At 36.3% G+C, this 12,627-nt stretch carries 12 protein-coding genes; 11 read left to right on the top strand and 1 reads right to left on the bottom strand.

What is annotated here, in order from left to right:
• Positions 1-21 precede the first annotated feature (21 nt).
• Positions 22-606 (top strand): DUF1349 domain-containing protein, encoded by a 585-nt coding sequence (locus EGI24_RS19195; RefSeq protein WP_255050194.1) that lies wholly within the window; start codon positions 22-24, stop codon positions 604-606.
• Positions 607-830: 224 nt separating this feature from the next.
• Here EGI24_RS19195 and EGI24_RS22035 read toward each other — a convergent pair whose 3' ends face one another.
• A complete protein-coding gene (locus tag EGI24_RS22035) occupies positions 831-1,070 on the bottom strand; it encodes a hypothetical protein (RefSeq protein ID WP_409035497.1) in 240 nt (79 codons plus the stop codon).
• Between the two features lie 336 nt (positions 1,071-1,406).
• Between EGI24_RS22035 and EGI24_RS19190 the strand changes: the two genes are divergently transcribed.
• From EGI24_RS19190 to tnpA, 10 genes are all read left to right on the top strand, one after another.
• Positions 1,407-2,096, top strand: coding sequence for a hypothetical protein (locus EGI24_RS19190; protein ID WP_255050193.1), 690 nt, complete (start codon positions 1,407-1,409; stop codon positions 2,094-2,096).
• 605 nt (positions 2,097-2,701) lie between these two features.
• Entirely contained in the window at positions 2,702-4,006 is a 1,305-nt protein-coding gene (locus EGI24_RS19185; protein WP_255050192.1) for a DUF418 domain-containing protein, read from the top strand.
• Positions 4,007-4,039: 33 nt separating this feature from the next.
• Complete coding sequence (locus EGI24_RS19180) at positions 4,040-5,368, top strand: DUF418 domain-containing protein (RefSeq protein WP_255050191.1); 1,329 nt, start codon at positions 4,040-4,042, stop codon at positions 5,366-5,368.
• A 46-nt stretch (positions 5,369-5,414) separates the two neighbouring features.
• On the top strand, positions 5,415-6,587 hold the full coding sequence (locus EGI24_RS19175) for a DUF1624 domain-containing protein (protein WP_255050190.1): 1,173 nt from the start codon (positions 5,415-5,417) through the stop codon (positions 6,585-6,587).
• Positions 6,588-6,647: 60 nt separating this feature from the next.
• Positions 6,648-7,784: a serine hydrolase gene (locus tag EGI24_RS19170; protein ID WP_255050189.1), complete on the top strand. Its 1,137-nt coding sequence runs from the start codon at positions 6,648-6,650 to the stop codon at positions 7,782-7,784.
• 33 nt (positions 7,785-7,817) lie between these two features.
• The gene (locus EGI24_RS19165; RefSeq protein WP_255050188.1) at positions 7,818-8,669 is read left to right on the top strand and encodes an alpha/beta fold hydrolase; all 852 of its coding nucleotides are present in this window, start codon (positions 7,818-7,820) and stop codon (positions 8,667-8,669) included.
• A 50-nt stretch (positions 8,670-8,719) separates the two neighbouring features.
• Positions 8,720-10,234, top strand: a complete 1,515-nt coding sequence (locus EGI24_RS19160) for a DUF3500 domain-containing protein (protein WP_255050187.1) — start codon at positions 8,720-8,722, stop codon at positions 10,232-10,234.
• Positions 10,235-10,345: 111 nt separating this feature from the next.
• Entirely contained in the window at positions 10,346-10,777 is a 432-nt protein-coding gene (locus EGI24_RS19155) for a VOC family protein (RefSeq protein ID WP_255050186.1), read from the top strand.
• Positions 10,774-11,064: a DUF6958 family protein gene (locus EGI24_RS19150; protein WP_255050185.1), complete on the top strand. Its 291-nt coding sequence runs from the start codon at positions 10,774-10,776 to the stop codon at positions 11,062-11,064. Before EGI24_RS19155 ends, EGI24_RS19150 begins: the two co-directional genes overlap by 4 nt.
• A gap of 168 nt (positions 11,065-11,232) precedes the next feature.
• Positions 11,233-11,715, top strand: a complete 483-nt coding sequence (tnpA, locus tag EGI24_RS19145; RefSeq protein ID WP_255050184.1) for an IS200/IS605 family transposase — start codon at positions 11,233-11,235, stop codon at positions 11,713-11,715.
• The last annotated feature ends 912 nt before the right edge of the window (positions 11,716-12,627 follow it).

Below are 12,627 nucleotides of genomic sequence, written 5' to 3'. Positions count from 1 at the left end.
CAATAATAAATAAATATTAGAATGAATATTATGCAATGGTTTAACCAGCCTAAAAAATGGAATTTTGAGAATAATAGACTTTCAATGTTTGTAACCCCCAAAACAGACTTTTGGCGAATAACGCATTATGGGTTTATTGTGGATGACGGACCGTTCTTCTTTGAAACATTAGGTGGTGAATTTGAAGTTAAAGTAAAAATAACGGGAGATTATAAAGCAAGATATGACCAGATGGGCTTAATGTTGCGAATTGACGAAAAGACTTGGATAAAAACAGGTGTAGAATTTGTAAATGACAAAATCAATATTAGTGCGGTTGTTACCAATGAAAAAAGTGATTGGAGTATTATTGAATTACAAAATCATCCCAAATCTTTGTGGCTAAAAGCGGTTCGGAAATTAGATTCCGTTGAAATCTTCTATTCATTTGATGATGAAACTTATACAATGATGCGGTTGGCATATTTCCCTGACAATGTACCCGTTATGGTAGGCATGACAGCCGCTTCACCTGACGGAAACGGGTTTGATGCGGTGTTTGAAGAATTTGAAATAAAACATATTCCAGACACTAGAAGATTAAAATGGTTAGAAAATAATGGATAGCTTAACGCTCAGCCTTTCAAAACATTAGAAAACGTACTTCTTTCTGAAAAGCATTATGCCAAAGGGTTGATTATTGATTTCAATAATTTAGGCAGTTGCCAAAAGAATTGTACTTTATCCGCCCCCCTACAACATTTCCTCCCCCCCCGCTAATTTTGTAAGCACTTGCTAGGATGTTTGAAAATGCTCTGAGAACATTATCCGCCCCCCCCTACAACTTTTCCCTACCCCCTGAGAACTTTGTCCGACCCCCTGAAAACTTTTCCCGCCCCCACGACAACATTTCCCGACCCCCTGAAAACTTTTCCCGACCCCCCGACAAAATTATCCGACCCCCTGACAACATTGTCCGACCCCTTGAAAACTTTTCCCGACCCCCCGACAACATTTTCCGACCCCCTGAAAACTTTTCCCGACCCCCTGACAACGTTTGCCGACCCCCTGGAAACTTTTCCCGACCCCAAAATAACTTCTTATGCACTTGCTATAAGGATTTTCAGGCTGCTTACATTTTAATATCACCACTTTAGAAGTTTATTTGTCACTCCTACCGCTTCACTTGCTCCAAATATATTGCCCATGGTGGAGATTAATAGGCCAAAAGCACTGCTATGCGTATGCTAATCGATGATTTTTGCCCATAACTTTGAGCATATAATGCAAACATTGCCTGACGCTTTAAAAGTAATAAAGTTTTAAAGTCGCATCAATTAACTCAGATAGCTTATCCATAAGTGAAATATTCAAGTTTTCAGGCTTAACTTTGGGGCTGACACCTCCCTAAATTATTTTACTTTGATATGGAAATATCTCAAGCTGCACACCAAATCCACCGTGTGACAAACTTTCAGGACCTTGTTAACACCCCATTTCAGGGTGAGACAAATGCCATTTGTTGGTCGCGTGAATTGGTCGGTGATTTTTTCGAAATTGTAAAAAAGATAGAAACCAACGATAATATAACGGTATTTGGAGAAGAAGAGCTTCTGGAGCTAGAATTGACTGAACAAGGGCAGCTGGCCCGTGAAATTCTATTGAATGATTGGAAACTATTGGCCGAATATGGAGCAGATCCCCTACTCAATGTGATAAAATACTATGAAAGAGACGAGGCGGATTCTTTTTTTCCCACGGATGTGTATTCATTTCATGTAGACCGATCGCCCATACCGTCTGCTACTTTTCTTTGTACTTATTATGGCGAGCCAAGCGAAATCTTGCCAAATGCACAAGCCATTCAAAAAATTCATGTTCCTGAAATTCGTGAGGAGCTCAAAAAACAATTCGACGGTCCTGAGGGCGATTTTGAAACTTATCTCAGTGAAAATTTCTATGATTTGCACTATCAGTCCAAATCCGACTCCCTACCCATAAGCTTAGGGATTGGTCATTTATGGAGGCTAGCGATTGATCACCCTGAAAGTCAAGTACTCCCATGCGTACACCGTGCTCCAGAAGAAAAAACTAGTCGATTGTTGCTGATTTGTTGAAAGTACAACCTTCCACATTTATTCGGCCAATAAAGTATTCATAGAGTCCCCATTTGCATTCTCGCCATATTGATACACTTATTGATCAACTACAGGTCATCTTATTAATACACCGATTTTCAATTCAATGATTACTTTTATGGTTTGAATTTATCTCTCTGATCAAATTTCCACAATAGGAACCATAGGCAGTTTTTAAAATACTTTATAAAAAAATGGTCTGCATTTTAAATAGATTAATTGTTGAAGCAATTACCTATAGACTTGCTCATTTTGTTACCTCCATCAAAAACTTCCCTTTAATTATTGTTCAAAATTATTATACAATTCTTTTTCTTTACCTCTAAATAGAAAACTTCAACTTAAATAAAATTATCAAAAACTAATGGTTAAATTTGGCAAGTTCAATAATGTTATCCTTTTTATAAACGTCTCATAACCCGAATTTTAAATGGGATTTTCCAGATTCGGATCATGAAATTCCCTCTCCCACTGCTTGCTATTTCAAAAACCAAATTTCTAGTATTATTTGGTAAGTGATGGTTGCATATAAGCCTTAAGATTTACCTCCCGCTTTAAAATAAAACCTAATTAAACCCTATAATATGAAAACCCAAGAAATCCTAAACCCTACCCACCAAACTGAGCGAATTAACGCGATGGACATCATCAGAGGAATTGCTCTTTTTGGTATTTTATTGATGAACATTACTGGCTTTGGACTTTACAAAGCCTATTTTGACGCTACGAACAATGGCGGAGCCACTGGCTGGAACCTCAACGTTTGGTGGATGAATACCTTGTTTTTTGAAGGCACTATGCGGGGTATGTTTTCGATGCTTTTTGGAGCAGGAATCCTACTATTTACAGCCCGTAAGCCAGAGAATATGAATGGCACAGCCGTAACCGACCTCTTTTTCCGTCGATTACTGTGGATGGTGCTATTCGGTGTTATCCATTGTTATCTGTTGCTGTGGGACGGAGAAATATTGTATGCTTATGGCATCGTAGGTATGTTTGCTTTTAGTTTTAGGCATCTATTGCCCAAGCAACTGATCATCATCTTTACGGTTATTATGGTAATAGCCACGGGTTTAGAAGTGAAAGATTATTTTCTTACCAAAAAGACCTTTGATCAGGCAACCTCAGCTACTGCAAAAAAAAATAAAGGATTAAAATTGACCAAAGAGGATACCAAAGTTATAGCTAAATGGGAAGATAAAATCAAAGAAAACAAAATAACACCCGCACAACTGAAAGATGAAATGGCGGCCAGAAGTAAAGGATATTGGAGAATTGTGATGCACAAAGCCCCCGATAATGTAATGGCACAAACTGTTTTTCTTTATCGTTACAATTTTTGGGATACTTTAGCGATGATGCTTTTCGGGATGGCATTTTTTAAATTGGGTATTCTGAAAGCAGCTAAGTCCAATCAGTTTTATTGGTTAATGGCATTGATTGGCTATGCTATTGGCATCTCTGTCAATTATTATGAAGGATCACTCATTACCACCAACAACTTTTCCATTTTATCGATATACAAATCATTTATGACCTATCATTTGGGCAGAATCCCCACCACTTGTGGTCATATTGCCCTGATCATGCTATTTGTAAAATCGGGAATTCTACCCTTTTTACAAAAATCATTGGCAGCAGTCGGTCAAATGGCATTCACCAATTACATCACGCACTCCATCATCTGTAATATCATTTTCTTGGGCTATGGCTTTTCTATGTACGGAAAATTACAACGATATGAGTTGTACTATATCGTTATCAGCATTTGGGCTTTCCAGTTGATTATCAGCCCTATTTGGTTAAAATACTTTCGTTTTGGTCCATTAGAATGGGTATGGCGAAGTTTGACATATTGGAAAATGCAGCCTATGCGAAGAGAAAATTAATCCTTGTTTTAAACCCTAAACCCTATAAATAATATGAAAGAAGAAGATATCAATCCAAAAGGAATAGCTACTCCTGTGGAGGATTCAAGCCGCATTACGACCATCGATATGCTACGCGGGGTGGCACTTTTAGGTATTTTATTGATGAATATCCCGGGCTTTTCTATGCCTGATTACTTTTTTGAAAAATTCAGCAATGACCCAAGTAATATTAATTTTTGGGTTTTTCAATTGGTGAGTGTACTATTTGAAGGCAAAATGAGGGCCATGTTTGGTATGGTCTTCGGAGCTGGAATTTTATTGTTTATCGCCAACAAATCTAAAAAAGGCGTAAATGCTCACGCCTTATTTTATCGTCGTATGTTTTGGCTCGTTTTGTTCGGACTGATCCACGCCCATTTGATCTTGTGGATTGGCGATGTACTTTACTTATATGGGGTTTGTGGAATGGTGGTTTATTTGTTTAGGAACGTGCCACCAAAATATTTGGTGTGGGCAATTCCATTGGTAGCGGTTTTTGATTTTACCGCCAACACCCTGCATTATCAAGAAATAAGGGCCAAGCGAATAGCCTACGTGGAGGCCGTAAAAGTACAAGCCTCCAATCAAACACTTACCAATGCTCAAACCAAAGCCATGACTACTTGGCGAGAATTGGAAAAAACGATGATTCCAAGCAGAGAAGATGCCGAGGCCAACACAAAAACCATGAAATCCAATTACACCGCCATCGCCAATCATTTACGTCCAATCGCCTTTCAATTTCAAACAGAGCAACTTCCGCTTTGGGCTTTGGATAGTTTGGCCTTGATGCTCTTGGGTTTAGCACTTTTCAAGTGGGGCTTTTTAACTGGGACTTGGACAAACAAAGATTATTGGAAGGTCATAATAATTGGCTATGGCTTAGGCTTACCATTGGTTATTTATTCAAATTACTATGCATTTCATCACTTTTCGACCTTAGAAGCCAACCTCGCTCGTCTGGAGCAAGTCCCTATCAATTGGGTCAATTTGATTTATCCTTTCCAACGCATTCTTTTGGTTATGGCACATGCTGCATCCTTGATTTTAATATATAAATCGGGTTATGCCAAAAAACTTTTTGGCCGACTGGTGGCTGTTGGCCGTATGGCTTTTACCAATTACATCTCACATTCAGTCATTTGTACTTTGTTTTTCTTTGGGTATGGATTCAATTTCTTTGGCGAACTGGAATATTATCAAATCTACTTTGTGGTCTTTGCTATTTGGATTTTCCAATTGGTAGTCAGCCCTATTTGGTTAAAATACTTCCTTTTTGGTCCATTAGAATGGCTTTGGAGAAGTTTGACTTATTGGAAAATGCAGCCGTTTAAGCGGTAGCTTTCAATAATACTTTCTAATTTTTATACAGGTAAAATAAAATAAAATGACAGCAAGCTCAAAAACGAGAATAGAATCTTTAGACCTGTTAAAAGGCTTAGTAATGGTAATCATGGCTCTGGATCATGTACGAGACTATTTTCACAGTTCCTCCTATATTTTTAATCCATCAGATCCATTGCTGTCAAATCTACCAACATTTTTTACGAGATTTATTACGCACTATTGTGCTCCCACTTTTTGCTTTTTGTCTGGCGTTTCTGCTTATATGATTGGCAAAAGAAAATCAAAACCAGAGCTTTCTAAGTTTTTAATTAAGCGAGGCTTTTGGTTGATATTTATGGAACTCTCTATCGTAACTTTTGCATGGCAATTTGATTTTCAATTTAGAATGAATGGCTTTGCAGTAATAGCCATGCTGGGTATAGCTATGATCATATTGGCTGGATTGATTTATCTCCCAAGAAATTTGCTCATAACTATTTGTTGCTTAGTTATTTTGGGTCATAATCTGCTTGATGGCATTCATATACCAGGAAATTTTTTATGGGCCAATATTCATCAACAAGAAATTATAAAATTTCCAAGTGGGTTCAAGTTTTACATTGACTTCCCCATTGTCCCTTGGTTTGCAGTAATGGCTCTTGGCTATGGTTTCGGCACATTTTATGACAAATCTTTTGATGCTCAAAAAAGAAAAATGACCTTCACTGTAATCGGTCTTTCTGGAATTCTTCTTTTTTTTATATTGAGATTTACTAATATCTACGGAGATCAAGTTCTTTGGACAAGCTACAATAACCCAGACAAAACCATTATGTCTTTTTTTAAACTTACCAAATACCCGCCATCCTTGTCATACCTACTGATTACCATGGGGCCCATGTTTTTGTTTTTAGGTAACTCCGAGCATCTAAAAGGAAAGATTGTTTCATTTTTCAGCACTTTCGGTCGTGTTCCTTTCTTCTATTATATTTTCCACCTTTATATCATTCATTTACTTGCCGCTGTTTTTGCCAATCTTTCTGGTTTTGGATGGCTATTGTTGGTTTTACCTGATTGGATACTTGAGTTACCAACTTTGAAGGGCTATGGATATAATTTATTAACTGTCTATTTTGTTTGGTTGAGCGTTGTTGCACTTACCTATCCACTATGTAAATGGTACGATAAATATAAAACTTCTCATCCTGAAAAATGGTGGTTGAGTTATCTATGAGTTTTGCAAAATATAACCACTTTGAATTTATTCTATTTTTAATCAAGCTCAGACTTAGCAATGAAAAAAACACTTTTTATTCTGTTCATAATTCAAGCAACAGCAATGAGGGCACAACAGCCCTATTATCCGGATTCTGATTGGCAAACAAAGAAACCTGAAGAACTGAAGATGAATAAAAAAACACTTGACAGTGCCATAGCTTTTGCATTGAATAGTGAAAATAAGGTTGAAAAAGATCTAAGAATAGCCAATTTGAAAGCCTTTTCAAGGGAGCCTGACTATAAAATTTTAGGGCCAATGAAAGAGCGAGGAGGTCCAGCGGGTCTTGTAATCAAAAACGGTTACATAGTAGCAGAATGGGGTGACATAAATCGAGTAGACATGACCTTTAGTGTCACAAAAAGTTATCTTTCAACCATTGCAGGCCTGGCTGTTGACCAAGGATTAATAAAAAATGTAAATGAAAGCGTAAACCAATATGTGTGGGATGGTAAATTTGAAGGGGAACATAATTCAAAAATTACTTGGCAACATTTATTAACCCAATCCTCAGATTGGTCAGGAAGCTTGTTTGGTTTGAATGATTGGGCCGACAGGCCGCCAAAAGAAGGGCATATTGATGATTGGAAAAACCGCAAATATTTTGAACCAGGGACTAATTTCGAATATAACGATGTGCGTGTAAATCTGCTTTCATACTCGCTGTTACAAATTTGGCGGAAACCATTGCCTATTATACTAAAGGATAAAATTATGGATCCAATCGGAGCTTCTACTACATGGCGATGGTTTGGTTATGACAATTCTTTTGAAAATATGGATGGACTTATGATGCAATCAGTTAGTGGAGGCGGGCATCATGGTGGTGGAATTTTTATCAATACCTTAGATCATGCAAGATTTGGCTTATTATTTTTAAGAAATGGCAAATGGAAAAACCAACAGCTATTGTCTGAAAAATGGATCAATGAAGTTCAGCAACCCTCTTTTGCAAATAATAATTACGGTTATATGTGGTGGTTAAATGCAAATCAAAATTGGAAAGGAATTTCACCAAAAGTATATTATGCTGCTGGTTTTGGCGGTAATTATATCATCATTGATAAAGAGCATGATTTGGTGGTGGTTTTCAGGTGGATCGACGATAGCAAAATAGCAGAGGCTTTGCGTCTGATAATTAAATCGATTGAATAATCATATTGAATATGTTTTAACTCTTTTAAATCAATGAAAAACTTTTTCCTTTTCACCTTCGCCGTATTTATTTTAGTTGGCAAAATATTCGCTCAAAACACACCTTCAATTAACCGAATCGCCTACGGTAATAATCCAAAAGTTGGTAAATATGCCAGTATTAGAGGCATTAATTTATATTATGAAACCTATGGCCAAGGTAAACCACTATTATTGATTCACGGAAATGGTGGTTCTATTCGAGATTGGCGATACCAGATTCCCTATTTTTCTAAAACCTACAAAGTAATAGCCGTAGATAGCCGAGCTCAAGGAAAGTCTCAAGATAGCAGTGATGTGCTTAATTATGAAATGATGGCCGATGATTTTGATGCTTTGCTCACGCATCTAAAAATAGATTCCGCTTATGTAATTGGCTGGAGCGATGGCGGCATAAATGGCTTGTTGCTCGCTATTCGCCACCCTGAAAAGGTGAAAAAATTAGCCATAACAGGTGCCAATTTGGTACCGGGTACCTCAGCCATAAGTGCGGATGGCATTAAAGCCATTTCGGCCGATTTAGCAAAATTGCGTGCTGCCAATCAAGATGCTGCCACCAAAAACACCATAAAATTACTGCACATGATGGAAATAGAACCACATATTCCACTAACAGATTTGCATAAAATTAAATGCCCAGTGTTGGTAATGGGTGGCGATTTTGATGTGATAAAACCCGCACATACCCTACAGATTTTTGAAAACATTCCACAGGCTTACCTATGGATTTTCCCTGAGTCGGGGCATGGTACAGTACACCGATACAAAGATGAATTTAACAAAAAAGTACTGCACTTTTTTACTCATCCCTATAAAAGGCCAAAGTGGGTAGATTGGGAGCCTTGAAATATTTCAAATTATCTGGATATGCTTTATGAAGTAATTAAAATTTTAAAATGAAAAAAACAACCTTTTTACTTGCCTTTTGCCTCTGGGCAAATTTTGGTTTTACGCAACAAATTAGCACTGACAATAAAATAACTTTCAAACTAAAAATCACTGAATTAGAAAATCCAGGCTCAGTTTCTATTATAGGCCCTGTTAGGCCTTGGATAAACTTTAATGCTACCACAAAAACAGTAATGACCATGGACTCCAATGGTTTTTATTCGGCAATTTTATCGATACCTGACTCACTTTTATATAAAAAATTAAAATACACTTTCCGAAATGATAAAAACAGAACAGATATTCGGAGGGAAATAATAATTAAGGATATTTCGCCAAAAATTCAAACGGATCTTTGGGGGTATTTGGATGGTCTCGAAGGAAAAGTAAAACCTTTTCAACAAATGCTTGCCAGTCAAACCAATACACCTGAGGAGGCCGCAGTATTGGCTAAACCTTATTTTGGAATCACTTTTGACGGAAAAAAGCAGCCTGGTTTATTTCCAATTCAACCAACCGGTCAATCGACTTTACCCACAAAAATTGCTGTTGAAGACTTCCTTAACTCACTTTCTTCGGAGCAAAAAGCAAAATGCTCATTTCCAATAGACTCAGATGAATGGCGGAAATGGCATAATATTGAGTTTTATAAAAGAACCGGTATTGGCTTGGAAGAACTTAGTCCTACTCAAAAGGAATTGGCTTTTAAAATTTTGGAAGTCAGTCTTAGTCCAAAAGGCCTCAAAAAATCTAAAGATGTGATGGCCATGGAAACATATTTGGCTTACATAACGCCTACAAACAAACTTTTGGGTGGCGAGAAGTATTGGTTTACTTTTATGGGAACGCCTTCCATAAGCGAGCCTTGGGGATTTCAATTTGATGGCCATCACCTCATTATCAATTACTTCATCCTGGGTGACCAAATAGTGATGACGCCTACTTTTATGGGCTCCGAACCCAATTATATTCCCGAAGGACCCAATAAAGGCCTTCGCACTTATGAGGCTGAGGAACGAAAAGGTATGGCTTTTTTCAATTCACTTGATGCAAAACAAAAACAAAAGGCTACTGTTTGGCATAATTTAGACCAAGATTTTAACCGTACCGAAGCATTTCGTGATAATGAAATTTTACCCAAACAAGGCATTTCAGCCAAAGAATTAAATCAAAAGCAATTAGATGTATTGTTGGATTTGATAAAAGAATACGTAGGAAATATGAAAGAAGGCCATGCAAATTTAAAAATGGCTGAGGTGAAAAAACATCTAAATGAAACCTATTTTAGTTGGGTACAAACCGATGGAGTGGACGATTTATACTATTATAGAATCCATAGTCCTGTGATTTTGATAGAATTTGACCACCAGATTCCTGTGGCTGTGTGGGACAGAGACAAACCACGACCTGGTCCAGTGAAATATCATATCCATACGGTAGTCCGAACTCCCAATGGCAATGATTACGGAAAGGATTTGTTAAAAGAGCATTTGGAATTGCATCGTAATGGGGTAAAGCATTAAAATATTGCTTTCTAGTTGAGAAAAGCTGAAATGATCGTTTACTATTAAAAAATTATTAAAAGCTCCATTAATTCAATATATTGACCAGAATTTAAAGAATTGTTATTTTTAATGAAAAAGATTTTTATCAACTTACCAGTTGAAGATTTGGATAAATCGATGAAATTTTACGCACGGTTGGGATTCACCAACAACGCCTTGTTTTCAGGTGAAAATCAGAAATGTATGGTATGGAGCGAACATATTTATGTGATGCTTCAGTCAAAAGAATTTTTCAATTCTCATGGTAAAAAGAAATTCGTTGACTCTAAAAATAATATTACTTCTTCGTTTACACTTCCAGTTGATAGTCTAGATAGCTTAAATGACATTATTGAAAATGGTTTAAATTCCGGAGGAACTGAACCAACACCCATGATAGATGAGGGATTTATGCAAGTGAGAACCATCGAAGATCTGGATGGGCACACTTGGGGAATAATTTATTTGGACGAGATAAAGTATGAGGAATTTAAAGGAAAAAATTCAACTCAAAATAAATGAAAGACGAGCAGATTCAGACATTGCACCCGCAGCCTGGTAAAACCAACAAGAAAATATCTTTGAAAAAATATGAATTTATCAAAGAAAACATTCTCAACATTTTGGATGGATGCGAACTCACGCACACTGAACTTATGGAAGAATTATATGCCAGCGTGAAGGATAATTTTGAGGGAGGTGTTCAATGGTACGGAGAAACCGTAAAACTTGATTTGGAAGCAAGAAATAGAATAGTCAGAACATTATCAAAACCTGAAAAATATAAATTGAACACAAAAGAAAAGTAATTTATCTTCGTTTTTATTTTTGGAAAATGCTTTATTTATGAAACTTCATAAATAAATTTAATGGCTGGCTAGACCTAAAAAAAGGTCTGATTAAATATAATGGGATACACAACTAAGTATTAAATTTGAAAAGTAGAAATTTATAAATCATACCAACTTTTAAAAAAAATGGCAGGAACATTTTCACAAATCTATATTCAATTAGTTTTTGCTGTAAAAGGCAGAGAAAGCTTAATTCAGTCAATTTGGGAAGAAGAGTTGTATAAATATATAGCTGGGATTATCAAAAACAAAGGTCAAAAATTGCTCGCTATAAATGGAATACCCGATCACATTCATATATTTATTGGAATGAAGCCCTCCTGTAATTTATCTGATTTAGTACGAGAAATCAAAAAATCTTCCAATGAGTTTATCAACGAAAAAAAGTTTACAGCAACTAAATTTCAATGGCAAGAAGGTTTTGGTGCATTTTCTTATGGCCATTCGGCATTAGATAATGTAATAGCCTACATTCAAAACCAAAAAGAACATCATAAAAAAATAAGATTCAAGGATGAATATAAAACGTTCTTAAATAAATTTCAAATAGAATACAAAGATGAATATTTGTTCGATTGGCTTGAAAATGATCCAAACAAAATGAACTAATAATCAAAAACCACAGTATTCAAAACCAAAATAGAACCGTCTTGGGTTCACTGGCTTGTAAAAAAGTAATCCGAATAGAAACATTCAATCCATAAATGTAAAATTTTTATAATCAAGCAATCCAATGAAAAGAATTCGACCCCGAAGGGGTCATATGTTTATAGAAAACCAACAGAATAGTCAGTATTCGACCCCGAAGGGGTCGTACATTTACATCAAAATTCTCTTTTTATAAAAATTAAATTCCTTCGGAATGGGAATCGACAAAGTGATATAAAAAAGACCTTGAAAAAAGTGTCAAATGTTTATGATAAAACAATCCAATGTAAAGAATTCGACCCCGAAGGGGTCACATGTTTATAGAAATCCATCACAATAGTCAGTATTCGACCCCGAAGGGGTCGTACATTTACATCAAAATTCTCTTTTTATAAAAATTAAATTCCTTCGGAATGGGAATCGACAAAGTGATATAAAAAAGACCTTGAAAAAAGTGTCAAATGTTTATGATAAAACAATCCAATGTAAAGAATTCGACCCCGAAGGAGTCATATGTTTATATAAATCCAACAAATTAGTCAGTATTCGACCCCGAAGGGGTCGTATGTTTATAGAAAACCAACAGAATAGTCAGTATTCGACCCCGAAGGGGTCGTACATTTACATCAAAATTCTCTTTTTATAAAAATTAAATTCCTTCGGAATGGGAATCGACAAAGTGATATAAAAAAGACCTTGAAAAAAGTGTCAAATGTTTATGATAAAACAATCCAATGTAAAGAATTCGACCCCGAAGGGGTCATATGCTTATAAAAAACCAACAGAATAGTCAGTATTCGACCCCGAAGGAGTCATATGTTTATATAAATCCAACAAATTAGTCAGTATTCGACCCTGTAGGGGTCGTACATT

The sequence above is a fragment of the Lacihabitans sp. CS3-21 genome (assembly GCF_024343675.1).
Taxonomy (GTDB): domain Bacteria; phylum Bacteroidota; class Bacteroidia; order Cytophagales; family Spirosomataceae; genus Leadbetterella.
The sequence above is the reverse complement of the archived record's forward strand: the minus strand, read 5'-3'. Positions and strand labels throughout refer to the sequence as shown.

Bases quoted from the DNA above. Each gene is read 5' to 3' on its own strand.
- EGI24_RS19195 (WP_255050194.1), top strand. From the start codon at position 22: ATGAATATTATGCAATGGTTTAACCAGCCTAAAAAATGGAATTTTGAG.
- EGI24_RS19190 (WP_255050193.1), top strand. From the start codon at position 1,407: ATGGAAATATCTCAAGCTGCACACCAAATCCACCGTGTGACAAACTTT.
- EGI24_RS19185 (WP_255050192.1), top strand. From the start codon at position 2,702: ATGAAAACCCAAGAAATCCTAAACCCTACCCACCAAACTGAGCGAATT.
- EGI24_RS19180 (WP_255050191.1), top strand. From the start codon at position 4,040: ATGAAAGAAGAAGATATCAATCCAAAAGGAATAGCTACTCCTGTGGAG.
- EGI24_RS19175 (WP_255050190.1), top strand. From the start codon at position 5,415: ATGACAGCAAGCTCAAAAACGAGAATAGAATCTTTAGACCTGTTAAAA.
- EGI24_RS19170 (WP_255050189.1), top strand. From the start codon at position 6,648: ATGAAAAAAACACTTTTTATTCTGTTCATAATTCAAGCAACAGCAATG.
- EGI24_RS19165 (WP_255050188.1), top strand. From the start codon at position 7,818: ATGAAAAACTTTTTCCTTTTCACCTTCGCCGTATTTATTTTAGTTGGC.
- EGI24_RS19160 (WP_255050187.1), top strand. From the start codon at position 8,720: ATGAAAAAAACAACCTTTTTACTTGCCTTTTGCCTCTGGGCAAATTTT.
- EGI24_RS19155 (WP_255050186.1), top strand. From the start codon at position 10,346: ATGAAAAAGATTTTTATCAACTTACCAGTTGAAGATTTGGATAAATCG.
- EGI24_RS19150 (WP_255050185.1), top strand. From the start codon at position 10,774: ATGAAAGACGAGCAGATTCAGACATTGCACCCGCAGCCTGGTAAAACC.
- tnpA (WP_255050184.1), top strand. From the start codon at position 11,233: ATGGCAGGAACATTTTCACAAATCTATATTCAATTAGTTTTTGCTGTA.